At 70.2% G+C, this 25774-nt stretch carries 18 protein-coding genes, 1 tRNA gene and 1 pseudogene; 9 read left to right on the top strand and 11 right to left on the bottom strand.

The features are described from left to right. Nucleotides 1–183: 183 nt before the first annotated feature. The 3 genes from ACH4UM_RS29920 to ACH4UM_RS29910 all read right to left on the bottom strand — a co-directional run bounded on the left by ACH4UM_RS29920 (nucleotide 184) and on the right by ACH4UM_RS29910 (nucleotide 5944). Nucleotides 184–1341 carry an NAD(P)/FAD-dependent oxidoreductase gene (locus ACH4UM_RS29920; protein ID WP_398185896.1) on the bottom strand — a complete coding sequence of 386 codons (1158 nt, stop codon included), beginning with the start codon at nucleotides 1339–1341 and terminating at the stop codon, nucleotides 184–186. Beyond that, complete coding sequence (locus ACH4UM_RS29915; RefSeq protein ID WP_398185893.1) at nucleotides 1338–4535, bottom strand: amino acid adenylation domain-containing protein; 3198 nt, start codon at nucleotides 4533–4535, stop codon at nucleotides 1338–1340. Before ACH4UM_RS29915 ends, ACH4UM_RS29920 begins: the two co-directional genes overlap by 4 nt. Nucleotides 4536–4675: 140 nt before the next feature. Then, complete coding sequence (locus ACH4UM_RS29910; RefSeq protein ID WP_398185890.1) at nucleotides 4676–5944, bottom strand: cation:proton antiporter; 1269 nt, start codon at nucleotides 5942–5944, stop codon at nucleotides 4676–4678. 212 nt (nucleotides 5945–6156) lie between these two features. Here ACH4UM_RS29910 and ACH4UM_RS29905 point away from each other — a divergent pair. Then, nucleotides 6157–6354, top strand: a pseudogene (locus ACH4UM_RS29905) (transposase); the annotation flags it as partial. Nucleotides 6355–6530: 176 nt separating this feature from the next. On the opposite strand, the gene ACH4UM_RS29900 reads toward ACH4UM_RS29905, so the two are convergent. The 4 genes from ACH4UM_RS29900 to ACH4UM_RS29885 all read right to left on the bottom strand — a co-directional run bounded on the left by ACH4UM_RS29900 (nucleotide 6531) and on the right by ACH4UM_RS29885 (nucleotide 10352). Next, complete coding sequence (locus tag ACH4UM_RS29900; RefSeq protein WP_398185887.1) at nucleotides 6531–6743, bottom strand: MbtH family protein; 213 nt, start codon at nucleotides 6741–6743, stop codon at nucleotides 6531–6533. Between the two features lie 124 nt (nucleotides 6744–6867). Continuing rightward, complete coding sequence (locus tag ACH4UM_RS29895) at nucleotides 6868–8376, bottom strand: tryptophan 7-halogenase (RefSeq protein WP_398185885.1); 1509 nt, start codon at nucleotides 8374–8376, stop codon at nucleotides 6868–6870. Between the two features lie 26 nt (nucleotides 8377–8402). After that, complete coding sequence (locus ACH4UM_RS29890; RefSeq protein WP_398185883.1) at nucleotides 8403–8663, bottom strand: phosphopantetheine-binding protein; 261 nt, start codon at nucleotides 8661–8663, stop codon at nucleotides 8403–8405. 48 nt (nucleotides 8664–8711) lie between these two features. After that, on the bottom strand, nucleotides 8712–10352 hold the full coding sequence (locus ACH4UM_RS29885; protein WP_398185882.1) for a (2,3-dihydroxybenzoyl)adenylate synthase: 1641 nt from the start codon (nucleotides 10350–10352) through the stop codon (nucleotides 8712–8714). 102 nt (nucleotides 10353–10454) lie between these two features. Here ACH4UM_RS29885 and ACH4UM_RS29880 point away from each other — a divergent pair, with 102 nt between their 5' ends. Then, complete coding sequence (locus tag ACH4UM_RS29880) at nucleotides 10455–11612, top strand: isochorismate synthase MenF (RefSeq protein ID WP_398185880.1); 1158 nt, start codon at nucleotides 10455–10457, stop codon at nucleotides 11610–11612. 104 nt (nucleotides 11613–11716) lie between these two features. Here the strand turns inward: ACH4UM_RS29880 and ACH4UM_RS29875 are convergent, their stop codons facing one another. Further along, on the bottom strand, nucleotides 11717–12364 hold the full coding sequence (locus ACH4UM_RS29875; protein WP_398185878.1) for an isochorismatase family protein: 648 nt from the start codon (nucleotides 12362–12364) through the stop codon (nucleotides 11717–11719). 27 nt (nucleotides 12365–12391) lie between these two features. Continuing rightward, nucleotides 12392–13189, bottom strand: a complete 798-nt coding sequence (locus ACH4UM_RS29870) for an SDR family oxidoreductase (protein ID WP_398185877.1) — start codon at nucleotides 13187–13189, stop codon at nucleotides 12392–12394. 123 nt (nucleotides 13190–13312) lie between these two features. Here ACH4UM_RS29870 and ACH4UM_RS29865 point away from each other — a divergent pair, with 123 nt between their 5' ends. The 6 genes from ACH4UM_RS29865 to ACH4UM_RS29840 all read left to right on the top strand — a co-directional run bounded on the left by ACH4UM_RS29865 (nucleotide 13313) and on the right by ACH4UM_RS29840 (nucleotide 19558). Further along, complete coding sequence (locus ACH4UM_RS29865; protein ID WP_398185875.1) at nucleotides 13313–14185, top strand: aspartyl/asparaginyl beta-hydroxylase domain-containing protein; 873 nt, start codon at nucleotides 13313–13315, stop codon at nucleotides 14183–14185. Nucleotides 14186–14267: 82 nt separating this feature from the next. Then, nucleotides 14268–14339: transfer RNA gene (locus tag ACH4UM_RS29860), tRNA-OTHER, on the top strand. 111 nt (nucleotides 14340–14450) lie between these two features. Next, the gene (locus tag ACH4UM_RS29855; RefSeq protein WP_398185872.1) at nucleotides 14451–15632 is read left to right on the top strand and encodes an acyltransferase family protein; all 1182 of its coding nucleotides are present in this window, start codon (nucleotides 14451–14453) and stop codon (nucleotides 15630–15632) included. Between the two features lie 229 nt (nucleotides 15633–15861). Next, nucleotides 15862–17277, top strand: a complete 1416-nt coding sequence (locus ACH4UM_RS29850; protein WP_398185870.1) for an MFS transporter — start codon at nucleotides 15862–15864, stop codon at nucleotides 17275–17277. Nucleotides 17278–17442: 165 nt separating this feature from the next. After that, on the top strand, nucleotides 17443–18216 hold the full coding sequence (locus ACH4UM_RS29845; RefSeq protein WP_398185867.1) for a thioesterase II family protein: 774 nt from the start codon (nucleotides 17443–17445) through the stop codon (nucleotides 18214–18216). A gap of 427 nt (nucleotides 18217–18643) precedes the next feature. Further along, on the top strand, nucleotides 18644–19558 hold the full coding sequence (locus ACH4UM_RS29840; RefSeq protein ID WP_398185865.1) for a HipA family kinase: 915 nt from the start codon (nucleotides 18644–18646) through the stop codon (nucleotides 19556–19558). 137 nt (nucleotides 19559–19695) lie between these two features. On the opposite strand, the gene aceB is transcribed toward ACH4UM_RS29840, so the two are convergent. Both aceB and ACH4UM_RS29830 read right to left on the bottom strand, forming a co-directional pair. Beyond that, a complete protein-coding gene (aceB, locus tag ACH4UM_RS29835) occupies nucleotides 19696–21321 on the bottom strand; it encodes a malate synthase A (RefSeq protein WP_398185862.1) in 1626 nt (541 codons plus the stop codon). A 220-nt stretch (nucleotides 21322–21541) separates the two neighbouring features. After that, nucleotides 21542–22141 carry an NTP transferase domain-containing protein gene (locus ACH4UM_RS29830; RefSeq protein ID WP_398185860.1) on the bottom strand — a complete coding sequence of 200 codons (600 nt, stop codon included), beginning with the start codon at nucleotides 22139–22141 and terminating at the stop codon, nucleotides 21542–21544. A gap of 467 nt (nucleotides 22142–22608) precedes the next feature. Here ACH4UM_RS29830 and ACH4UM_RS29825 point away from each other — a divergent pair. After that, nucleotides 22609–25774: NACHT and WD repeat domain-containing protein (locus tag ACH4UM_RS29825; RefSeq protein ID WP_398185857.1), on the top strand; the 3166-nt coding region annotated here is incomplete at its 3' end.

Raw genomic sequence — 25774 nt, 5'->3', positions numbered from 1 at the left:
CGACGTCGACGGCGGCATTTCGCTCGCGGGCGGAACCGCGGTGTGGGGTGAAGGCAGGAGGGTTCACTGTGGTGAGCGGGAGTTGGGTGTGGAGTGAGCTGTGTCTGAAGCCGACGCAACGCTTGGTGACCTGCCACAAGTGCCATGGCAGTTAGGTACCTTGCCCGACTGTATCGTCTCCGCTCAAGGAATGGCCAGTTCTTGGTCAATTTCCATCCCCAGCGGCACGTCGGCCCTCGGCACCCGGCTCTCCATGCGGGCTTCCTTCAACGTGCCGCGGTACGCGGGCAGGAGGGCGTCCAGGCGCTGCTCGGCGAACCGTTTGAGAGCGGTGCTCAGCGACTCGGGATCCTGCAGGCCGTCACCCACGCAGTCGGCCAGAAGCTGTGCCTGGCAGAAGGCGTCGGTGATGCCTTGAGCGGTGATGGAGTCCTTGTGGTGCCCTGCGTCACCGACCAGGACCCAGCCTGGTCCCTGGGCCTCACGGAAGAAGTTGCGCTGGTCCCCGGTGCCATGCACATGCTCCAGCCGGTGGCCCGCCGCCATCTCCTCGCGTACCTCGGGCGCGGTCTTCTCGACCTGCCCGAGAAGCGCGTTGGGGGCGTCGCCCCGTACGGCGGTGAACAGCTCCTGCCGGAAGTACGCGGCGACCAGGGTCGCCCCGTCGTTCGTGGGAATGGTGGCGACCCAGCGGCCCGGAGCCTCGAAGGTGCGCAGGCGCGGGGGAAGGCCGGACCAGTAGGTGTAATACACGCAGGTATGGTGCGGGTCCTGCAGCAGGACAGGGGCCCGTACCCGGGCCGCCACCGTGGAGTGCATGCCGTCCGCGCCTACGACGAGACGGGCGCGTTCGATGTGCTCCGCGTCGCCCCGGACGGAGCCGGTCCTGACGCCCACGACCCGGCCGTCCTCGAAGAGCAGGTCGTTGACGGAGGTGTTGGGGCGGTACTCGACCCCCGCGTCGACAGCGGCGCGTATGAGGATGGGGTCGAGGAGCCGACGGCGGGGCGCGTACGCGGCGCGGACACCGTCGGTGCGGCACGGGGTGCCTTCTAGCACCGTGTGGCCGGCCGTGTGACGGATCCGTTCCAAGGGGGGACAGCCGGTGGCCACGACCTCGGGCAGCACGTTCCAGCGATGGAGTGCGGCGACGCCGGGCTGGTGGATGTAGAGGGTGGACAGGGCGTCCCTGACGACCCTGTCCCGGTCGACCATGAGGACCCGGTAACCGGCCCGGGCCAAGAGCATCGCGGTGGAGGCTCCGGCGACCCGGGCGCCGACCACGATCACGTCATACACGACGTCCTCCTTGTTGCCGGCGGCCGCGCCGGTGCGGGTCATGAGGCCGTGCGGGGTGTGTCCAGCCGGCCGGCGAGAGAGGCGACTGTGGGGTTTTCGAAGAGCATCCGGAGCGAGATGTCCGTACCGAACTCCTGGTTCACGCGCAGGACGATCCTGGTCGCCAGCAGCGAGTGGCCCCCGAGATGGAAGAAATGGTCGTCGGCGCCCACGCGCGACAGGCCGAGGACGTCTTCGAAGATGCGGGCGATCCTCGTCTCGACGTCACCGGCCGGCGGGCGGCTGGACTCGACGGCCTCGTAGTCGGGCTCGGGCAGGGCGCGCCGGTCGAGCTTGCCGTTCGGGGTCATCGGGATGCGGTCGAGGGTGACCACGAACGAGGGGACCATGTGGTCGGGCAGGTTCTCCCGGGTCATCTGGACAACCCTTTCCGCGAGGCCGTCCAAGTCCGCGCCGACGTCCGGCACGACGTAGGCCACGAGGACGAGAGCGCCGCTCGGCGCGGTCTTCGGGACGACCGCGCAGAGGCCGACGCCGGGGGTCTTCCCGGCGGCTGCCGCGATCTCGGCGAGTTCCACCCGGAAGCCGCGGATCTTTATCTGGTCGTCGTTGCGGCCGAGGTAGACGATGGTGCCGTAGTCGGACCACATGGCGAGGTCACCGGTGCGGTAGAGGCGCTCCCCCGGCTCTCCGTAGGGGTTCGCGACGAACCGGGAGGCGGTCAGGGCCGGCTGGTTGTGGTAGCCGTTGGCCAGCTGCGCGCCGGCCAGGTACAGCTCTCCCGGGACACCGGCCGGGACGGGCTGGAGGAACCGGTCGAGGATGTAGCCGTCGCAGCTGGCGGCCGGCCGGCCGAGGGGTTCGATGCCGCCGTGGACGGCGGAGTCGGAGCGCAGGTCGACCCGGTGGAAGGTGAGTTCTCCGGTCTCGGTGGGGCCGTAGGTGTTCCATGCGGTGATGCCGAGCCGGTCGCCGAGTTCCTGCGCCAGGCTCCGGGGAAGGGCCTCTCCCGAGCAGACGACGTGCCGCAGTGCCAGATCGGCTGGGTCCGGCTCCGACTCGAGGAACGCCTGCAGCATCGACGGTACGAAGTTCGCCAGCGTGATGGACTCGTCGCGCATCAGCTGGGTCAGGTGGACCGGGTCTCCGTGCCGTCCCGGCTCGGCCAGCACGACGACGGCGCCCGAGGCGAGCGTCCAGAAGATCTCGGTGACCGACACGTCGAAGCTGATGGGGGCCTTCTGCAGCACCCGGTCGCGGTGGGACAGGGCGAACAGCTGGGACTGGCCCCAGCGGATCCGGTTGACGATCGAACGGTGGGACAGTACGACGCCCTTGGGCCGTCCCGTCGTGCCGGAGGTGTAGATCACGTAGGCCGGCGCCTGGGGGTGGAGGCGACCGCCGCGGTCCGCGTCGGTGACCGGGTCCGCCGGCCGGGCCGCGATCGCGGTGGAGGTCGGCAGCTCGTCGACGGTCAGCAGTGCGGTCCCGGCCATGGCCGTCAGGATGGGTTCCAGCTTCTTCAGGAACTCGGTCGAGGTGATCACGACCGGTGCCTGGGTGTCCTGAAGCATGTACTCGATGCGGTCGTCCGGGTAGGCCGTGTCGACGGGGACGTAGGCCGCGCCGCAGCGCAGGACGGCGACGAGGGCGACCACGAGGTCGTACGAGCGGGGCAGGGCGACGGCGACGCGGTCGCCCGTGCCGAGGCCCGCCGCGAGCAGGTGGCGGCACAGGCGGTTCGCGGACGCGTCCAGCTCGGCGAAGGTCCGGCTCTCGCCGCGGAAGACGACGGCGGGATCGGCGCCCGCACGGCGGAACTGGGCGTCGAGGAGGGACAGCAGCGTCGCGTCGTCGTCCGGGCGCGGGCCGAGGTTCCAGTCGGCGACGACCTGGCGGAGGTCGGCCTCGTCGGCGACGGCCAGGGCGCCGATCCGCTGGTCGTCGTCGGCGCCGATGAAGTTGTCGAGGTAGGCGACGAAGCGGTGGAGGTGGCGCTGCACGGAGGGGACGTCGAAGAGCGAGGCGTTGGCGTCGAGGTCGAAGCGCAGGCCGTGGCTGGAGTCGAGGTACGCGGACAGCGACAGGTCGTCGACCGGCCCCGTGGAGAGTCCTTGCTGGACGCCGGTGATCCCGCCGAAGTCCAGGTGGTAGTCGAACGCCTTGATGTTGATCTGCGATCCCGAGAGCCGGCCGTCGGAGCCGACGAGGCCTGCTTCGCGGGCAATGCTCTCCCGGCGGTAGCGCTGGTGGGCGCGGACCTGGCCGACCTCGTCGGCGAAGTGCCGAATGGTCTCGGCCACGGTCGCGCGGGGATCGATGTCGACGTGCAGCGGCAGGATGTTGACGGTGACCGCGGGCGTGCTGAGCGCGGTGGGTGAGGGGCGGCACATCATGGGGAGGCCCGGCGCTATGTGCTCGGCATCCATGATCTTGGAGAGGTAGGTTCCCCAGCCGGCGATGACGATGTCGCCCCAGGTGACCCCGTGGGCGTCGGCGACCTCGCGCAGGCGCCGCTGAGCCGCGTCGCCGAGGTCCACCGTGACACGGTGGGGCGGCTTGGCGTAGTCGTCGAAGCCCGAGGACGTGAGCACGCCGGGCACCCGCTGGGCGGAGCGGCCGTCGACCTTCCGGGCCCAGAACGCGCGGTCCTCCTCGCAGGCGGGGTCCGCCTCGGTCTGGATCTCCTCGTCCAGCAGGTCCGCGATCCGACCGAACCAGCGGGGGCGGGGCGGGCGGCCGTCGGCGAGGGCGGTATAGAGCTCCGCGACCCGGCGGGAGACGAGCATCAGCCCGTAGGCGTCGAGGAGGATGTGGTGCGACCGGAAATACCAGACGCCTTCGTTCTCGCCGAGGTGATAGAAGGCGCTGTGGACGAGGTCGTCCCCAGTCAGCTCGCGCGGCACGGCGAGGTCGGCGTGCATGGCGTCCAGCGCTGCCGTCTTCGGTGCGGGACGGTCGCTTAGGTCGTGCACCTCGGTGGTGAGCCGCTCGGCGGGTCCGGCGGGGACGGGGTGCGCGCCGTCGTCCTGCCGCGGGAGCGGGTTGCACAGGACGTCCGATTCGGCGACGGCCGTCCGGACGGCCTCGCCCAGCAGTGCGGGGTCGACACGCCGGGCGAACCAAACGGCCTGACCGATGTTGAAGATGGGACTGTCCGGCACCAGTTGCTGCGCGTACAGGATGCCCTGCTGCGCGCCCAGAAGTGCGAGCGACTCGATCTTGCCGCCGGTCATCGGCGTCCTCCCCGTTGTCGAAGGGACCTGGCCGCCCTGGTCGCCGCGTCGGCGGTCCGGCGGCGAAGGCTCGTCCCCGTTAAACTAGACTATCACTTTCAGTGCTCAGTATGGAATGTCAGAGGTCGGGTGACCCCGGCTCAGGTCACCGCCCCGGCGGCGACCCGGTCGGCCTGGGCATCGCGCGCGCGGAGCAGCAACAGGCAGGGACCGGTCATGGCCGTGGTGACGAGCGCCATGAGGACCATGGCGAGGAAGAGGGGCGGGGAAAGGACTCCCGCGCTGTATCCGACCTTCAGGACGACCAGTTCGGTGAGCCCCCGGGTGTTCATGAGCACCCCGGCCCTCAGGGACTCCCGGCGCTCCTGCCGGCCCAGCCGCGCGCCGAGGTAGGTGCCGCCGACCTTGCTGACCGCGCCCAGGATCACGGTGACGACGATGAGTCCCCATGGGGTGTCGCCGAACCCGGCTGTCAGCACCGTGACGCCGGTGACCACGAAGAACACCGGGACGAGGCCGCGCCCCGCACGCGTCACCGAGGCCACTGCGGACTCCCAGGGCGCGGAGTCGGTGGCCGGAACGGCGAGCCCCAGCAGTACGGCGCCGAAGACCGCCGTCAGGCCCAGCCGTTCGGAGGCGAAGGCCAGTGTGATCGCCAGGGCACCGATCATCAGCGCGGTGCGCCTGCGGGCCCGCGTGACCATGCTGGTGCCCAGCCGGGAACCGAGTGCGCGCCGCGCTCCCAGGGCGAGCAGCACCCCGGCGGCGAGTACCTCCATCGAGCGCAGGAAACCCGCCGGGCTGCCGGAGGCCAGGCCCACCGCGATGGAGAGCAGGATCCACCCGGCGATGTCGATGAGGATGGCCGCGAACATGGCCACCCGTCCGGTGACCGACCCCAGCATGCCCCGTTCCTCGAGGATTCTGGCGAGCACGGGTACGGCCGTGATGGACAGCGATACGGCGACCATGAGCACGAACGCCGAAGCGGGGGCGTGCCCGCGCACGTCCGGGTCTCCCCGCCACACCAGCCATCCGGCGAGCAGCGCTCCGGTCACCAGGGGAAGGACGAACGCGCCCAGGGCGACCGGGCCGGCGGCATGGCGCACCGTCCGCTGCACGCCCAGGCGGAGCTTGTGGGTGGTCCCGACCAGGAACAGCGCGAGACCCCCTTCGGAGACGAGTTTGAGCGTGTCGAGCATCCTGGCGGGCAACAGGCTGTGGAGCGCGTCGCCTCCGAAGAACGCCACGACGAGCGGTCCGGCGAACAGGCCGGCCATGATCTCGCCGACGACCTCCGGCTGACGCAGCAGCCGTGCCGCCGCGCGCCCGAGCACGGCGAGCAGGAGGATGGCCAGCAGGGTTGCCGCCAGCCGCGCGGTGAAGGAGACGCCGTCGGTGACGCCCATGGGTACCGTCCCTAGGGATGTGAGGCGGTCCGGGAGGACCGGGTGTGGCTGATGGGTGGTTGCCGTTGAGGGCTCGGAAGGAATGGCCGCCCGGCCCTCCGGGATACTCCGGCCACTGCTTGAGAACTGCGGTCATCGCTGGTCAGGGACCTGCCGGCGGAGTGTTCTGCGAGCCACGAAGATGCCGGTCACGGTGGAACGGAGCGACGGGCTTGAGCACGCGGCGGGCGCGGGCGTGGGTCGGCACAGACGCCGGAAAGGGGCACCACTGGGCGGCGGCCCCCGACGCCGATGGTGCGACGCGGTTCTCGACGAAGGTGATCAACGACGAGGCCCAGATCCCCACCCTCATCGAGAGCGCCTGCGAGCGGGCCGGCGAGGTGCGGTGGGCGGTGGCCATTTCCTTGCGGGTCCGGGATTCGACCGTGCCCGGTCGTCGGCCGATGGTGCCCGCATGCGCACCCGGCCGTTCCCCGGCGGCGGACCGTTGTCCGCCGCCCGGGCAGCACGCCTCGGCGGCCGGACAGGAGCCGTCCTGTCCGTCGCACGACACGCGCAACTCACGGCCCAGCGGGGGCTGTCCAGGTCATGCGGTCCGGGACGCCTCGACGAGGCTCTTCGGCCGCATGTCGGTCCAGCTCTCCTGGATGTGCGCCAGGGCCTCCTGGCGCGTGGCGCCCGTCAACGTGGCGGCCCAGCCCGCCGGGACCGGCGCGAACGCAGGCCACAGGGAGTACTGGTTCTCGTCGTTCACGAGGACGTGGAACGTACCTTCAGGGTCGTCGAACGGGTTGTTCATGGTCGGTTCCCCCCAGTGGAACGGGTCGGGCATCACAAGCGGGCAGACCGCGTGCCCTTCGGCCGCGGCCGGCGGGGCGGCGGCCGAAGAGGCCGGCCGCCGGCGCCGCGCGTCACCGGTCAGGTCAGCCGGCCACCGGGACCGGCTCCGCCCACCCGAGGCCGTCGCTGGTCGGCACCAGCCCGCCCTCGAGCAGCGGCGGTTCGACCACTTCCCCGGCCTCGCCGCTGTTGGCCTGCAGGGCGTTCATCTCCTCCATGACTTCCCGCACCACCGGGGTCGAGAAGAGGTGGTTCATGCGCTGACCGGAGTCCGTCTCCATACCGCCGGTCCGCTCCGCGGCCTGGGCGATGTCCTCGGCCGAGCGCGCGAACCGCTCGGCCACCTGCGCGCCGTCGGTCAGGACGCGCTCCTGGGAGTACCCGCCGGCCACCAGCGAGACGAACGCCTCGAAGGACGACTGGGACAGGTTGGTGACCTTCCTGGCCCGCCAGAAGTAGGAGTCCTCGGCCTGGTCCATGTGGTAGAAGGACGAGAGGAACTCGTAGAAGACCGAGTACTCGCGCCGGTAGCGGCCCTCGAATTCGGCGAACGCCCGCTCCTCGGGGACGCTCTTGTCGAGCACGCTGTTCAGGGAGCGCGCCGCCAGCACCCCGGCGTACGTCGCGAGGTGGACCCCCGTGGAGAACACCGGGTCGATGAAGCATGCCGCGTCCCCGATCAGCACGATGCCGGGGGCGTGGAAGCGGGTGTTGGCGTAGGAGTAGTCCTTACGGATGCGTACCGTGCCGTACATGCTGTCGTCGTCGACCCGGTTGGCGTTGGCCAGCATGTCGTTGACGTAGGAGCTGCGGCCGATGAACTTCATCAGCGCGGCTTCTTTGTCCCCCTGGATCTGCGACGCGTTTTCACGGCTGATGACGGCGCCGACGCTGGTCAGGTCGTCGGTGAGCGGGATGTACCAAAGCCAGCCCTCGTCGAACGCCTCGCAGAGGATGTTGCCGCTGTTGGGCGCGGGCAGTCGGCCGCCGCCGTTGAAGTAGCCGAAGACGGCGACGTTCTGGAAGTGCTCGGAGTACTTGCGCTCGCCGCCGGTCGCACGCCACAGGCTGCTCCGGTTGCCGGAGGCGTCCACCACATAGGCCGCCGAGATCTCGTGCTCACCGCCGTCCGCGTCACGGTAGGACACCCCGGTCACCCGTCCGTCGGCCTGCAGGGCACCGGTGACGTCGCACTCCTCGCGCACGTCCACGCCGCAGCGGGCCGCGTTGCGCAGCAGTATCTCGTCGAAGCGGGCCCTCTCCACCTGGTAGGCGTTGGAGGTGGGGCCGGAGAACTCGGGAGATATGGAGAAGAGGAAGTTCCACGGGACCGGGTTGGTCCCCCAGCGGAAGCTGCCGCCGCGCTTGTACATGAAGCCGGCCGCCTCCATCTCCTCGGTCACACCGAGCAGTTTGCAGACGCCGTGCACCGTGGCGGGCAGCAGGGACTCCCCGATCTGGTACCGGGGAAACTTCTCCTTCTCCAGCAGGACGACCGAGTGGCCCCGGCGTGCCAGCAGCGTCGCGACGGTCGATCCGCCGGGCCCTCCGCCGACGACGACGACATCGACCTGCTCGTTACGGTTTTCCATGTGCCTGGTTCCAATCCTGGGTCGGGTCAGTGGGCGGTCTGGGCGTCGGCGGCCAGGTCCGCGGGCGAGAACTCGGCGAGCCATGCGCCGAGCGTCGGCGACGAGGCCAGGGCCACGAAGTCCGCCCCCTGGACTCCGGCGGCCCTCCACTTCTCGACGAGGGACATCAGCCGGATGGAGTCGAGCCCCGCGTCACGCAGGTTGGTGTCGTCGCCGATCTGCTCGGGCTCGAGGCCGGTCGCCTCGGCGATGTCGGCCCTCATCTGCTCGCGGCTCATCGTGGACATGCGTGGGTTCCTCTCTGGTCATGGTGGTGGTGTGGGGGAGGGCGAGGTTCAGCCGCGCAGGATGGCGCGGAGGTCCGCCCGGCTCGCCTTCCCGACTTTCGTCTTGGGAAATTCCCGTACGACCCTGACCTCGTCGGGCAGCTTCCAGTCGGCCAGGCCGTTCTGCCGTGCGAAGGTTCGCAGGTCCGTCAGGGAGGGTGCGGTGTCCGCCGCGCTCGGGACGACGAAGACGCAGGTGCGTTCGCCGAGCATCTCGTCGGCCATGCCGACCGCGATCACATCGTCGACCAGTGGATGCTGCAGCAGATGCTGTTCGAGCTCCTCCGGCGAGAGCTTCTCGCCGCTGCGGTTGATGAAGTCGCCCGAGCGCCCGACGACGACGAGGTTGCCGTCGGGCCGGATGCTGACGATGTCGCCGGTCCGGTACCAGCCGTCGGCGGTGAAGGAGCGGCGGTTGGCGGCGGAATTGCGGAAGTAGCCGCGGATCGTGTACGGGCCCCGGGTGAGCAGATGGCCGGATGCGCCGGCCCCGACCGGACGGTCGTGGTCGTCGACCACGAGCAACTCGTCCCGGTCGGACATCGGTCTGCCCTGTGTGGTGACGGCGATGTCCTCGGGATCGTCCAGGCGGGTGTAGCAGACCAGCCCCTCGGCCATCCCGAACACCTGTTGCACGGACGCGCCGAGAGCGGGCCTGATCCGGGCGGCCAGTTCGGCTGGGCAGCGCGCGCCTCCGATCTGCACGACCTCCAGCGTGCCGAGGCCGGGAGCGCCCGACTGCTCGGCCGTGTTGACCCACACACGGGCGAGCGGCGGTACGAGCGCGGTGATGGTGGTGCCGGTCTCCTTGATGAACGCGAAGGCCGAGGACGGGCTCGGGTCCTCCGTCAGCGCCACCGTGCCGCCCGCCCACAGCGCGCCGAGGATGCCGGCTGAGCTGAGGGTGAAGTTGTGGGAGGCCGGCAGCACCGCCAGGTAGACCGACGACGCACTCAGACCGCACACCTCGACGCTGCGCCGGACGCTGTAGAGGTAGTCGTCGTGCGTGCGCGGGATGAGCTTGGGAAGTCCGGTGCTGCCTCCGGACAGCTGGAGCAGGGCCACCGCGCCGGCGGGCGGCGCGGGGTGCCCGGCCGCGGGCGGGTAGAGGTCGCCGTAGTCCGCGCCGGCCGCCGAGACGGCCCGCGCCGTTGCGGGTCCGGCCGCGATCACGTGGCGCAGCGACGGCACCTCTCGCCGTATCTGCTGCGCCAGGTCGACGTAGGAGAAGCCATCCCCGTCCTGCGCGACGATGATCGCCACCGCGGAGCTCGCCCGTGCGATCGCGGCCAGTTCGGCGTGCCGGTGGGCGGGAAGGCACATGACGGGTACGGCGCCGAGCCGGAACAGGGCGAACAGCACCTCGAGGAACTCGGCCCGGTTGGGCATCTGGAGCACAACCCGGTCGCCGGGCCGGATGCCCAGGTCCCGCAGGCCGGTCGCGAACGAAGCGGCGGAGTCGTTGAGCTGACGGTAGGTCAGTGACCGGTGCCGGTCGCGGACCGCGCACCGCTCACCCGACTCGGCCGCCCGGCGCGCGAGCAGCTCACCGAAGGTCAGGCCCGCCCAGTAGCCGGAACTCCGGTACGAGGCGGCTTCTTCCGCCGGCCACGGGACGAAATCACCGCTGGTCCACGCACTGTGCGACATGCCTGCCCTTCCGCGGGGGGTGGGTGGGTCGGGGGCCGACGGCTGCGTCCGTCGACGACCTCACCATACCGCAGACGGCCTTTGATGTGATAGTCTAGTTTCATGACGATCCCAGTGACTGGGACGACGGGGGAAGGCACGGCACGCAGGAAGGCCACTCCCTTCGTTCTCTCGAAGCGGCATCTGTCGATCCACGCACCCGGCTCCCTCGACGCGTTCGACGACGCGCACGAGGCCGCCGCACGGCTGAGGGAAGGACGCATCCCGGCCGTCGTTGGTGCACTTCCGTTCGACCTGAGGTCTCCCGCCGCTCTCACCGTTCCCGCCGCGCTCCACCGTCTCCCGGGGCCGTGGTCCGCCGCCTCCCCTTCCGGCTCCGTGCCCGAGTGTGTCGTCCTCGACCGCCTCCCTTCCCCCGACGGCCACCTCCAGGCCGTCGGGTCGGCGCTGCGCCGTCTGCGCGCGTCCGACGATCCGCTGACCAAGGTGGTACTGGCACGCTCGCTCGTCCTCGTCGCCGACCGGCCCATCCCGCCGAAGGCCCTGGTGCACAGGCTCGTGGCCAACGACGCCGCGGGCAACGGCTTTTGCGTGGACCTGACTCCGGCGGGGGCGCCCTACACCGGCCGCACCCTGGTCGGCTCGAGCCCGGAGCTCCTGGTACGCCGTTCGGGACGGGAGGTCTCCTGTTTCCCGCTGGCCGGAACGGCCGCACGCGCGGCGGACCCGGACGAGGATGCCGCCATCGCACAGTCTCTCACCCGATCCGTCAAGGACCTCGGCGAACACGCCATCGTGGTCGAGGGATTGCGCAAGTCGCTCGACGTACTCTGCGAGGACGTCCAGGCCCCGGGCTCACCGTCGCTGGTGGCGGCGCCGGCCCTGTGGCACCTGGGAACGCCCGTGACCGGCACCCTCAGGAGTGAACGGACCTCCGCGCTCGATCTGGCCCTGGCCCTCCATCCGACCGCGGCGGTCTGCGGCCATCCCCGCGAGGACGCCCGTGACGCCATCGTGCAGATCGAAGGGGACCGCGGCTTCTACGCCGGCGCGGTGGGGTGGTGCGACGCGCAAGGGGATGGCGAGTGGATGGTGTCCATACGCTGCGGAGAGGTCGCGGCGGACCGGCGCAGCATCCGGGTCTTCGCGGGCGGCGGCATCGTCGCACAGTCCGAACCGGAGGCCGAACTCGCCGAGACCTCCGCCAAGTTCACCCCGATGCTGACCGCGCTGGGGGCGACGGAGTACGCCCCCGCATAGCAGACCGTGGCCCGCTGTCGCCGCGCCCACGAGGGCGAGCGGCAGCGGGCCTGCGGGGGGCCGCGGCGAGCCCGCACACCGGCGGCGTGCCGCGGCAGACGGCGTCACGCCGCGGCGCGCCGGGACAGCGAGCCGACCACCTGGTCGGCGGTCACCACCGAACCGCACCTCTTGGCCGTGTAGTTCAACGCCAGGAGGTGCTCGTCCCGGCTGAAGTCGGCCGTGGCGTCGGCCACCATGAACGGCTGGATGTCACTCATGAATGCCTCGGCGGCGCTGAGCATGCAGCCCATGTGGGCGTACACGCCGACGACGATCAGCTGGTCCCGCCCGTGATGCTTGAGCAGTTGCGCCAGATCGGTCCGCTGGAACGCGGAGTAGCGCCACTTGGTGACGAAGATGTCGTCGTCGCCGGGGGTCAGCTCGTCGATGATCTCCGCATCACGGCCGGCCCTGAGCCCACTGCCCCAGAAGTCCGAGAGCAGGCCGCGCCGCGACGGGTGCTGGTTCCCGGGCTGGGCGGTGTACACCACCGGGACGCCGGCCTCCCGGCAGGCCCGCCGGATGGCGGCCATGTTCCTGATCGCCGTGGATATCGGCTCGGCCTGGGAGCCGAAGGCGTCGATGAAGTACTTCTGCATGTCGTGGACGAGCAGCGCACACCGGGCCGTGTCCAGCTGCCACGGCACACGGTTGGTGACCAGCTCGCCAAGAGCGGGCAGGTCGTACGCGGGAATGGGGGGAATCGCCATCGGGCGTCCTTTCCGGTAGGTCGGTCGTCACATGTCCAAAGTGGCACCGCCGTCGACGCGCAGGTCGTGCAGCGTGATGTGGCGTGCGGCGGAGGAGGACAGGAAGAGCGCCGCGTCGGCGATGTCCTGCGGCTGGGCGACACGGCGGAGCGGGATCCCCAGCCGGTAGGCCGTGGGGTCACCGCTGATCGTGGAGTCCATGTCTGCGGTACCGGTCCAGCTCTGGCGCAGCATCGCGGTATCGGTCGAGCCGGGCGAGACGAGGTTGCACCGCACGCCCCGACCGGCAACCTCGAGCCCGAGGCTGCGCACGAACGCGGCGGCCGCCGCCTTGGACGCGCCGTAGGAACTCATGCCCACCCGGGGCGTCGACGCCGCGTTGGAGGTGATGACGGTGATCGCCCCGTGTCCACGGGGGACCATGCGCCGCGCCGCCTCGGAGGCGACGAGCATGGTGCCGGTCGCGTTCGTCGACAGACACCGTTCCCACGCCCCTTCGGCGGCCTCCAGTGCCGGCCCGGTCGACAGCGTGCCGGCGGCATGGACCACGACGGATACGTCCCCGGCGGCGGATTCGGAGGAGTCGAACGCCTCACGCACGGCGGCGCGTTCGGTGATGTCGGCGCGCACCGCGTACACCTTCGAGGCACGGTGCGCCCGGATCTCCGCGGCAGCAGCGTGGATCCGCTCGTCGGCGTCCCACAGCACGACCCGTGCGTCCGCGTCCGCGAACGCCTCGGCGACCGCCCGTCCGATTCCTCCGGCAGCGCCCGTGACGATCACGCTCGCGCCGGTCACGCCGTCAATCTGCCTGCCCTTGTTCATGAAACCTAGACTATCACCTGTTGTGTTGTTACGGTAGGTCGCACCGCGGACGGCCCACACCCGGCACGGCCTGTGCTCATGCCTCCGCGTCTCCCGCACCTGTCTCGCGACCTGGAGGGTCGGATGCGCTCGCACATCCTTGGCAAGATCGAACTCGATCAGACCCGGTTGGCGCCGGATCTCGCATACCTCGCCGCGGTCCCGACCGTGGAGGAGGAGTACGACGAATTCAGCAACGGGTTCTGGAAGCACGTCCCCCTGTGGAACGCCTCCGGGGACAGCGAGGACCGGCTCTACCGCGACCTCAAGGACACCGCCGCCCGGCCGACGGCGCACGTGGAGCACGTCCCCTACCTCAAGGAGATCGTGACCACGGTCTTCGACGGCGCGCACCTGCAGATGGCGCGGATGCGGAACCTGAAGAACGCCATCGTCATCCCGCACCGCGACTTCGTGGAGCTGGACCGCGAAGTCGACCGCTACTTCCGCACGTTCATGGTGCTGGAAGACAGCCCGCTCGCCTTCCACTCCAACGAGGACACTGTCATCCACATGCGCCCGGGTGAAATCTGGTTCCTGGACGCCGCGACGGTGCACTCCGCGGTCAACTTCTCGGAGATCAGCCGGCAGTCGCTGTGCGTCGACTTCGCCTTCGACGGGGACTTCGACGAGAAGGAGATCTTCGCCGACGCGACCGTCTACGCCCCCGGCTCCACCCCCGACCTGCCCGAGCGCCGTCCCTTCACGGCGGAGCACCACCGGCGGATCCTCACCCTGGGCCAGGTGATCGAGCGGGAGAACTTCCGGGACATCCTGTTCCTGCTGTCCAAGGTGCACTACAAGTACGACGTGCACCCCAGCGAGACCTATGACTGGCTGATCGAGATCTCGAAGCAGAGTGGCGACGACAAGATGGTCGAGAAGGCCGAGCAGATCAGGGACTTCGCCGTCGAGGCCCGCGCTTTGAGTGAGCGCTTCTCCCTGACCTCCTGGTGAGGGTGCGGCTCCGGCCCGCCTGACAACCGGTCGCCCCGGTGGCGCGGCGCGTCGCAGATGCGCGCCGGCCGCTGCCGGACCACGGGGCACGTAGGTGGTGTACCTCCTGCCGTTCCCCGGCAGTCAGTTGCTGGTTCGACTCCAGCTGCCCCGACCGCCTCGCGCTCGGACGCGCTCCCTGCCACCCCCGAGGGCCCTGCGTTCGCATCGCAGACACCCCGTCCCATCGCGCCCATCGGACCGGCTCAAGGAGGAGCGAGTTCACATGTCCACCGACCGCATACACGCCGTGACGACCGCACCGAAGGAAGCACAGACAGCCGCGCCGCCGGACGGCTCACGGCGGTCCCGCCCGAGCCGGCTTCCCTCACTGACCGGCCTGCGCTTCCCCGCGGCGTTCATGGTGTTCGTCTTCCACGCCTCGCTGCCGCTTCCCGTGGTGCGCCTGCTCGCCGACGACAAGGTGGAACGCCGCTTCGCCTGGGCCGTCGGCCCGAGCGGCGCACTCGGTGTGACGTTCTTCTTCGTGCTCAGCGGATTCGTGCTGACATGGTCGGCTCCCGACGACGACACCGCACCGTCCTTCTGGCGCCGGCGCTTCGTCAAGATCCTGCCCAACTATGTCGTCGCCTGGGTCCTCGCGATGGTGTTGTACGCGGCCGCGACGCCCCTCCTGCCCGCGCTCGGCGCGCTGTTCATGCTCCAGGTCTGGACGCCGTACTTCTCCGAGCACCTCCCGGTGAATCCGCCGAGCTGGTCGCTCGCCGTGGAGGCCGTCTTCTATCTGGCCTTCCCGTTGCTGCTGGCCGGGATCAAACGGATCCGCGCCGACCGGCTGAAGTACTGGATCGCCGGCACGGTGGCGGCGGTCTTCGCCACTCCGCTGGTCACCTACCACCTCGTGCCGGCCGGCCCGCACGTGATGCCCGGCACGGACGGCACGTCCCCGGTCCACTACTGGTTCGCCTACATCATGCCGCTGCCGCGCGTCCTGGACTTCGCGCTCGGAATCCTCGTCGCCCGGGCCGTGATGCTGAACCGCTGGCGCAATATCGGCATGGTCTGGTCCGGTGTCCTGCTCGCCGCCGGATACATCGCCTGCTACAACGTGCCGTACCTGTACGCCCAGCGGGCGATGTGTCTCATCCCGGCGGTCACGCTCATCGCCGCCGCCGCCATGGCGGACCAGGAAGGCCGGTTCACCCTGTTCCGGAGCCGCGCGATGACCTGGCTCGGCAATGTGTCCTTCGCCTTCTACCTGCTGCACTTCATCGTGCTCGCCGGGGTCCGGAAGCTGCTCGGCACCGAGTTGTACGGGACTGCGACCGGTGTTGTCGTCATCGCCGGCGAGGCGGTGGCCACCCTTCTGGCTTCGTGGGCCCTGTACTCCCTCGTGGAGAGGCCGCTGACGCGCCGCTTCTCGCGTCCACGGCACCAAGGCGGCTGACAGCCCGTCGGCACCGGCCCCCCATTGTTGCCCAACAGTCCCGCCGGGTGATAGTTTAGTAATCGGTGGGTGATAGGCCGGCCCGCAGCCCCGTCGCACACCCCGAGACGTAGGCGGACGGCCCCATCCGACAGCCGCCGCGGGCCGCTCACTCACCTGCTTCATCGCCACTGTCCGACCAGTGCGCCCCTCATCCCCCCGCGTCCCCGAACAAGGAAACCGAGTACGAGTGACGACGTTACCCGAGCAACCCCTTGACAACATCGCCGCCCCGGCCGAGACCAGGAAATCGCGCGACTGGCTCCTGCTGGGCATCTCTCTGGGCTACTTCATGGTGCTGCTCGACACCACCGTCGTCGTAGTCGCGCTCCCGGCCATCGCGGAGGAGTTCCACGCCTCCGTCGACTCCCTCCAGTGGATCTCGAACGGCTACACCCTCACGTTCGCCGCGCTCCTGCTCACCGCGGGCGCGCTGTCGGACCGGCTGGGAGCCAAGCAACTGTTCCTCTACAGCTCCGGCGCCTTCGCCCTGGTGTCCGCCGTCTCGATCGCGGCACCCAACACCCTGTCCCTGGTCATCCTGCGGGGACTGCTGGGCCTGTTCGGCGCCGGCCTGCTGCCCACGTCCATGGCACTGTTCGTCAACTCCTACCCGGACCCGGGCAAACGTGCCAAGGCGATGGGCGTATGGGCCGCCATCACCGGCGTCGCGCTGGCGGCCGGGCCTCTGATCGGAGGTCTGCTGACCGACACCCTCGGCTGGCGCGCGATCTTCGCCGTCAACGTCCCGGTGGCCGCGCTCAGCATCGCGATCACCGTGAAGAAGGCACCAGCCACGGCACCGAAGCGGGACCGCGGCCTGGACCTCCCAGGCCAGCTCACCGGTATCGCCTGCCTCGGTCTGCTCACTTACGGGCTGATCGCCGGCGGTGAGAGCGGGTTCGGCGACCCGGTGGTCCTGTCGACCCTGGCCGCCGCGGTGGTCACGGGTGTCGCCTTTGTCGTCGTCGAACGCAACCGGCGCAGCGACGTCATGCTCCCGATGAGCCTGTTCGGCTCGTCCACCTTCTCGGCGGGCCTGCTCGCCGGGTTGCTGGTCAACTTCGGCCTGTCGGGTGCCATGTTCGTGCTGTCCCTGTTCTTCCAGACGATCGACCACGCCAGCGCGATGAAGACCGGCCTGCTGTTCCTGCCGTTGACCCTGCCGACCGCGTTCAACGGCAGCTACGCCGGCAAGCTGGTCGCGAAGATCGGGCCGAGGATCCCCGCCACACTCGGGTTCGTCCTCATGGGCGCCGGCACGCTGCTTCAGGTGCCGTTCATGCACGCCTCCGCGTCGAAGATCGGCAGCATGGCCGGTCTTCTGCTGCTGGGATTCGGCATCTCCTTCGCGATGCCGTCGCTCATCAGCGCCGTCATCGGCTCGGTTCCCAAGCACCACGCCGGAATCGGCGGCGGAGCGCTCAACGCCGCCCGGCAGAGCGGTGCCGTCCTCGGCGTCGCCATCCTCGGCGTCGTCATCGGTTCGGGCGACGGGCCGCAGCACTACGGTCGGGCGATGGGCATCGCAGGGGTGCTGCTGCTGGTGGGCGCGCTGGTGGTCGCCGGATTCGTGGGACGGCGCGCCCCCGGCACCCAAGGATGACACCGGACCGTGCGGCCGGGCGACGGTGAACCGATCGGTCACCGCCCTGCGGCACACAGGTGCCCCGCGAACACGCCCACCCCCGAGGCGTGGTTCGCGGGGCACCGCCCACACCCCCCAGGCCGAAGTCCGGCCGCGCACGTCACCGACGTCCATGGAGTCACCATGCGCCTGTTCGTGTTCCACCACGCCGGTGGTTCGCACCTCATGTACCGCGACTGGTCCGCTCACTTCCCGGGGGACTGGGAGATCCATGTTCCCGACGCCCCGGGCCGGTTGATGGACGGCCGGGTCCCGCTCGAGCGCATGGACGACCTCGTGGACCACTTCCTCACCGAGCTGGGTACCGGACTCAGTGGCAGGTTCGCGCTGTTCGGCCACAGCATGGGCGCCGCGCTGGGATACGCGCTGACCCGTCGCCTGATCGACGAAGGCCGTACCCCGCCGGTCTGGCTGGGTGTGTCGGCGCGCATCGCGCCCCTGCCCGCCACCGTCGGCGAGGAGCCGCGCGCAGTGCAGATCCCGCTCCCCGACGGCCCGTCCGACGAAACCCTGCGGCGTCGGGTCGCCGCCATCGCCGGCACCCCGCAGAGCATTCTGGACGACCCCGACCTGTGGGCCCGGTTCGAGCCCACCATCCGCGGGGACCTGCACCTGGCCGAGTCGTGGCGCCCTCCCGTCCCGGTCCCGTTCGGGGTGCCGATCTCCGCCTTCGCCGGGACGGACGATCCCGTCATACCCGTCGAGTCGCTCACCGAATGGAGCGCACTGACCCGCCATTTCCTGGGCCTGCACCGCTTCGACGGTGACCACTTCTACTTCCAGAGCGATCCCGGCCCGCTCGCCCGCCGGATCCACGCCGACATACGCCGAGCCACCGCCCTGCGGGCCACCGAGACCGCAGGGGGCGTCGCCGCGTCGGCAGCGCCCCACGCGTAGACCTGGGGGCTCTCCCGGATGCGGCGCCGCCGCGCCCGTGGGCGGGACATGACGTCATTCCGCCGCGGGCCAAGGGCGCGAAGACTGGCAGTGGGGGGCGGCGCCGAAGGACGGCTTCCACGTGCTGTGGCACACCTACGTTTCCTCGATCATGCTGGAAGCAGGGGAGTCCGTGGTGGCGCCGGCACGATGGCTCGGGCACTCCTCTCCGGCTGTCACGCTGGGTTACTATGCTCATCTCCTGCCGGAGGCCGGAAGCAAGGGGCGCGCACCGCCATTGACGGACTGCTGGGGAGACAGGGAGACGAGCATGCCGGTCCAGACTCCCCAGATTCTCCCCAGGGTTGACCGGGGAGGTTCCCCTGGCTTGCACCGCGCTGGAGCTGGCCGTGGGATGTAAGGCAATCGAGCTATGGGGCCTTGGAAGATGTTGAGGGAAGTCACTGCAACCCGCTACATCGCACCCCTGCGCTCCGGCGGTTCCGTCCCCGGAGTCGTCGAGGCCGACGACCTCGGCACGTACGTCGTGAAGTTCACCGGTTCCGCGCAGGGCCGCAAGGCGCTGGTCGCCGAGGTGATCGTCGGCGAACTGGCGCGCGCCCTCGGGCTGCGGTTCCCCGAACTGGTCCTCGTCCACTTCGACCCCGAGCTCGCCGCACACGAACCCCACCAGGAGGTGCGGGACCTGCTCAACGCCAGTCCCGGTATGAACCTCGGCATGGACTACCTGCCGGGCGCGCGGGACTTCACCCCGGAGGTGGCCCGGACCTTCCCGGTCGATCCGCTGGAGGCGGGCCGGATCGTCTGGCTGGACGCGCTGACGGTGAACGTCGACCGCACCGTCCACAGCTCCAACCTGATGGTCTGGCCGACCCTCGGCACCGCGCCCCCGCACCTGTGGCTGATCGACCACGGCGCGGCCCTGGTCTTCCACCACCGCTGGGACACCTCGGCCCCCCAGAAGGCCTACGACTTCCGCCACCACGCCCTCGGCCACTACGCCCCGGACGTCCGCGCCGCCGACGCCGAACTGGCGCCCAGGGTGACCCGTCAGCTGCTGCGCGAGGTCCTGGCGGAGGTGCCCGACGCCTGGCTCGCCGGGGAACCGGGATTCGCGACGCCCGAGGAGGCCCGCGGCGCCTACGTCGACTACCTCGCCGCGCGCGTGCGGGCATCGAAGCAGTGGCTGCCCACCGACTTCCCGAGCCGTGCGCAACTCGCGACGGAGGAGGCGGCTCGTGCGGCGCGGACCCAGCGGGGCCGGCCGGACTGGCTCAAGCGGGTCCCCGACCTGCACGGCAAACCGGCCGCCGAACAGGACTGGTCGGTGCACCTGGAATGACCCGCCGGATCTGACCCGCCGGATCTGACCCACCGGATCTGACCCACCGGATCTGACCCACCGGATCTGACCCACCGTCTGCGCCCTTGTGGCCCCGGGAGGTCCCGGGGCCACAAGGGCGGGTGCTCGGACGGGCCTCAGCCCTCGAGCTGCTCGTACGCCGGCAGCGTCAGGAATTCGGCGTAGTCCTCGTCGAGGGCGACCTGCAGGAGCAGGTCGTGGGCCTGCTGCCAGTGGCCGGCCGCGAAGGCCCCGGCGCCGATCTCCTCGCGGATGTTCGCCAGTTCCCCGGCGGCGACCTTGCGGGCGAGCTCCGGTGTGGCCTTCTCGCCGTTCTCGAACTCGACGCCCGCGTTGATCCACTGCCAGATCTGCGAGCGGGAGATCTCCGCGGTGGCAGCGTCCTCCATGAGGTTGAAGATGGCGACCGCGCCGAGGCCGCGCAGCCAGGCCTCGATGTAACGGATGCCGACCTGGACGGCGTTGACCAGGCCCGCGTACGTCGGCCTGGCGTCCAGGGAGTCGATCGCGATCAGGTCGGCCGCCCTGACGTCGACGTCCTCGCGCAGCCGGTCCTTCTGGTTCGGCCGGTCGCCCAGGACCTTGTCGAAGCACTCCATGGCGATCGGCACCAGGTCGGGATGGGCCACCCAGGAGCCGTCGAAGCCGTCGCCCGCCTCACGGTCCTTGTCCGCGCGGACCTTCTCGAAGGCCACCTTGTTGACCTCGGCGTCCCGCCGGGAGGGGATGAAGGCGGCCATGCCTCCGATCGCGTGCGCGCCGCGCTTGTGGCAGGTGCGCACGAGCAGTTCGGTGTACGCCCGCATGAACGGCGCGGTCATCGTGACCGCGTTGCGGTCCGGCAGGACGAACCTGGGCCCGCCGTCACGGAAGTTCTTGACGATGGAGAACAGGTAGTCCCAGCGGCCGGCGTTCAGCCCGGAGGCGTGGTCGCGCAGTTCGTAGAGGATCTCCTCCATCTCGTACGCGGCCGTGATCGTCTCGATCAGGACGGTCGCCCGGATGGTGCCCTGCGGGATGCCGACGTAGTCCTGCGCGAAGACGAACACGTCGTTCCAGAGGCGGGCCTCCAGGTGCGACTCGGTCTTCGGCAGGTAGAAGTAAGGGCCCTTGCCGAGGTCGAGCAGGCGCCGGGCGTTGTGGAAGAAGTACAGGCCGAAGTCGACGAACGCGCCGGGGACCGGGGTGGCGTCGCCGTCGACGAGGTGACGCTCGTTCAGATGCCAGCCGCGCGGGCGCATGACCACGGTGGCCAGTTCCTCGCTGGGGCGCAGGACGTAGGACTTGCCGGAGGCGGCGTCGGTGAAGTCGATGCGGCGGGTGTAGGCGTCGATCAGGTTGAGCTGGCCGAGGACGACGTTCTCCCAGGTGGGGGCGGAGGCGTCCTCGAAGTCGGCGAGCCAGACCCTGGCCCCGGAGTTGAGCGCGTTGATGGTCATCTTGCGGTCGGTGGGCCCGGTGATCTCGACCCGGCGGTCGTTGAGGGCCGCGGGTGCCGGGGCCACCTTCCAGGAGTCGTCCGCGCGGATCGCGGCCGTCTCGGTCAGGAAGTCGAGGGTGGAGGTGCGGGCGATCTCGGCACGGCGCTCCGCACGGCGGGCGAGGAGCTCGTCACGGCGCGGCGTGAACCGCCGGTGCAGCTCTGCCACGAAGGCGAGCGCCGCGTCGGAGAGGACCTCCTCCTGCCGGGGCAGGGGCTCGGCGTCGACGATGGCCAGCGGGGACGGCGCTGGTGCGGACATGAGCTGTCACTTCCTTCGGGAGCTTCTTCAGCGAACCACGTTCATCGCCACCCTGCCGTGGCACTGAATGCCAAGGGGCATGAATGGGGCAAATGGCGCCCAGGGGGCGGCCGGGTGCTTCTGATCAGTGGATACTAGTTTCCTCATGGTGGAAGTTCAATGGTTTGTTGATGTCGAGATTCTCCGGGTCGAGGCAAGGTGGCGCTCGGTGCCACCCCGTTCACTCAAGGTGTCCCAGATCGGCCTCGGTGTCGATGTCGTACGCCTGTGCCACGTCCCCGCACTCGACGAGGGTGAGCGCCGCCCGGTGCGCCTGGAGATAGGCGCGTGCCCCGCGGTCGCCGGTCGCGCTCTCCGAGATGCCCGCCCAGTGGGCCGCACCGAACAGGACCGGGTGGCCGCGCACGCCGTCGTACGCCGCCGAGACCAGCGACGTCTCGTCCCGGTAGGCGGCGCGCACCCGGGCCACCGCCTCGGCGCCGATGCCGGGCTGGTCGACCAGGCAGACCAGGGCCGCCCGGGCGCCCGTAGCGGCCAGCGAGTCCAGTCCGGCGCGCAGTGACGACCCCATGCCCTGCTCCCAGTCCGGGTTGTCCACGAGCACGCAGCCGTTCAGGCGTGCCCACTGCCGGACGTCGTCGGCCCGCGCGCCGAGCACCACGTGCACGCGCGTGCACCCGGCGGCGCGCAGGACTCCCACCGCGTGCTCCACCAGTGGCCGCCCCCGGTGCGTCAGCAGCGCCTTGGGCCGCCCCCCGAGCCGCCGCCCGCCACCGGCGGCCAGCACCAGCCCGGCGACGTCGTCATCTGTGCGTGTCATACGTCCTGCATACCTGACCGCCCTGCGGCATCGCGGTGGCCAGGGACCGAATTTCGGATTCCGGTGCCTTGCCCAAACTCACCTGAAGGTGTGGTGCCGCCCCGTTTGCCCCGGCATGCCGATGGAAAAGCTTCTCCTGGGCATGGGGGGTGGGGCAGGGCGTGAGGCGGCGTGTTCTCAGCATCGCGGTCGGCAAGTTCGCAGATGGCGAGTTTCCGCCCTTGCTTTTCGCCGAACGCAGGAGCAGAGAGTTGGTTGACGCTCTCGTCCCGCATGGTTACACGCCCATGCCCTGCCCTTCCTCGTCGTCACTGACAGCCCGGCGAATCGGCGATCTGGTGGAGGACGCCCTTGCAGAGACCTCTCCCGGTGACGCGCTGATCGTCCATGTGCTCAGTCACGGAGTGAGCCGGAACAGATCAGTCCAAATCGTGGGTTCCGACGGGAATTTCGGATCACGCACGGATGTGAACAGCTGGCTGTCCGACGCCATGGACCGTGACGCGGCGGGTGACGACAGTGACCGCACGTCCGGACGCGCGGTGACGTTGTTCCTCATCGATGTGTGCGGGGCGGGCCGGGCCGCCCGACTCGCCTGGCTGAGCGACATGGACGACGAACGGCGGCAGGCCTGGGTCCTGGCCGGCTGCCAGCCCGACCGGCCCGCTTTCAACGGATGGTTCACCCAGGCCATGACCACCGTTGTGGAGCGGGCGCACGCCCAAGAATTCGACATTCACCCCTCGCAGCGTTTCATCCCGCTTCCGCTGATCGCCCAGAACATAAGAAAGGAGACCAAGCGTCTGTGCAGAGACGGATACCTGCAACTCGTGGTCGGAACGCCGGTGGATCTCGCTGCCGAGGTCGACCTCCCCTTCTTCCCCAACCCTGGCTACTCACATGACGCGGCGAAACAGCACCACACACTGGGCATGTTGAATCCCGGACTGGCGAACTTCTGTGGTTCCGTCGACGAACTCGTCGATCCCTGGCACTTCTATGAGCGCGCGCTGGGCCGTGGCCCGGACCGGCGTGCTGCGGTGGGATGTTTCCGCGGACGCCAGCGGGAACTGGCCGCACTCACCGCGTGGCTGGACGGTGAACCCGAATCCTGCGGAGCGCTCCGCGTGGTCACCGGAAGTCCCGGCAGCGGGAAATCCGCACTGCTCGGCATGCTCGTGTGTTCCGCGCACCCCGAACTCCACGAAGCGACACAGCACGTCTGGTTTCACCGGCGGGACGAGCTCCCTTCCGTCAATCCGCATCTGGCCGCCCTGCATCTCCGCGACCAGGGCATCGGGGCGATTCTCGACTCGCTGGCGCGGCAGGCGGGTCTGTCGGGCGCCGCCGAGGACTGGTCGGGGCAGGCCATCGCCGATGCGCTGACGCGCTTTCCCGGGCCCGCGGCCGTGGTGGTGGACGCCCTCGACGAGGCCGAGGATCCGGACCGGGTCGTGTCCGACCTGCTGGAACCGCTCCTGGGCCGGACAAGGCCGGACGGCAGGCCCTGCTGCCGGCTGCTGGTCGCCACCAGGCCCTGGGACCGTTTCGACTCCCTGCTCTCCCGTGCCCGTCGCGCGGACGGTCTGATCGATCTGGACGACGTACACCGTGACGAGCTCGAGAGCGCCCTGCGCAGCTATGTGATCGACCTGCTCAACGGCAACACCGAGTACCGCCAGCTGCCGCACCGGCGGCTCAGGGACTCCATCGCCGGTTCGGTGGCCGGCCGACTGGCCGCCAGGCATGCCGAGGAGCGTCCGCAGTGGGGAGAGTTCCTGGTCGCCGGCCTCTACGCCAACAGCCTCGCCCAGCAGGGCGGCATCACGGCCGGAGCGCTGGACGAAGGGACGCCGGCGGCGGGCGCCGTGCGGGTGCCCGGCACCCTGCCCGAGGTGCTCGACCTGGACCTGCGCCGGCGGCAGACTTCGCCCTGGGTCCGCCCCGTTCTCAGTGCGCTGGCCTTCGCACGGGGCCAGGGAATGCCGCGCACCGCGATCCGGGCCGTCGCGCCCCTTTTCGCGGACCCGTCGCTGGGCCCGCCCACGGAGGGTGACGTCCGTGACGCCCTGGAGGAGGCGCGGTTCTATCTGCGGCGTGACATGGACGTCGACGGCAGCACCGTGTACCGGCTGTTCCACCAGGCGCTCGTCGACCACCTCCGGTCGGCGAGCACGCTCCCCGGCCGTCGCGAAGAGGTGTCGCGGCAGAAGGAGCGCCTGGTCTTCGACCGTCTGCTGGATCTGGTGGGCAGGGCGGACGACGGCGGTCTGTACTGGGAGGAGGCGTCCCCCTACCTGCTCCGGCACATGAGCGAGCACGCCTCCGCATGCGGACTTCTGAACACCCTGGCCCAGGACACCGAGTTCCTCGTTCACTCCGATCCGGCCACGCTCGGCGCACGCCTGGCGGGCGAACCGTCCGAAGGGCGGTCCGTCGCCGCGGTGTACCGGGCCTCCCTCGGCTGTCATCAGCATCTCGACGCCCGGGCCCGGCGGTCCGTACTCGCCATCGACGCCTGCCGGTACCAGATGCCGCAGCTCGCGCGGCGGTTCAGCCGTCCGCCACGGCAGCAGGCACTGGCCTGGGAGCCGCGGTGGGCGACGGGAGCCCCCTGGGAGCTCCTGCCGTGCGAGGCCCTCATGGGATGCACGGAGCAGGTGCGGTCCCTGACCTGCGGCACCGTCGACGGACGCCCCGTCGTGGTGTCGGCGGGGACCAGGGAGGAGGTCCTCGTACGGGACCTGGCAACGGGCCGGGAGCGGGCACGGCTCGTGGGCCACCGGGGACCGGTGAATGCCGCAGCGTGCTGCGAGGTGGACGGCAGGGCGGCAGTGGTGACGGCGGGAAGCGACCGGAGCCTGCGTCTGTGGGACCTGGCCACGGGCGAGCACGTCTCCACCCTCACCGTCGACGCGGGAGCGGTGACGTCACTTGCCTGCGTGAGCGTCGACGGCCGTCCGGTGGCGGTGGCCTCGGGCCGGGAGGGGCTGGTGCGGGCCTGGGACATCGCCACGGCGACCGAGAAGGCCTCGCTGCCGGGGCATCAGGGACCCGCCTGGGCGGCAGCGGGAATCGCGGGACCCGACGCCCTCGTCGCGACCGGCGGATACGACGGCTCGGTCCGGGTCTGGGACCTGGCTCGGGGAGCGGAGCGCGCGCAGCTCCCGCGCCACGAAAGCGGTGTCCTGGCGGTGGCTCACCTGGCCCCGGCGTGCGGGGGATCGTGGCTGCTGACCGGGGGGAGCGACGGCGTGGTGCGGGTCTTCGACCTGGCGGCACAGTCGCAGCGCATGTCGTTCGACTGCCGCACGGACTCCGTCCTGGCCATCGAATGCGTCCGGCTCACCGGCCGGGAAGAGGGAACGGATCTCTGCCTGGGCGTGGCCGGGGGCAGCGACGGGTCGCTGAGCGTATGGGACCTCGTGGCCGGTGAGAAACGGTTCGACCTCACCGGTCACGTGGGCGCGGTGAACGCCGTCGGCAGCACACGGCTGGACGGACGCCCTGTGCTGATCTCCGGTGGGGACGACGGCAGTTGCCGCGTGTGGGATCTCACGACCGGCGCTCAGCGCGGCCTGCTGGGCGTCGACGGGCGCTATCGCGCCCTGACGTCGGTGGTTTTGGGGGATG

It is taken from the genome of Streptomyces sp. NPDC020801 (genome assembly GCF_044334385.1).
Lineage (GTDB): Bacteria > Actinomycetota > Actinomycetes > Streptomycetales > Streptomycetaceae > Streptomyces.
Note: the sequence above shows the minus strand (reverse complement) of the source record. Positions and strands in the feature narration are given on the sequence as shown.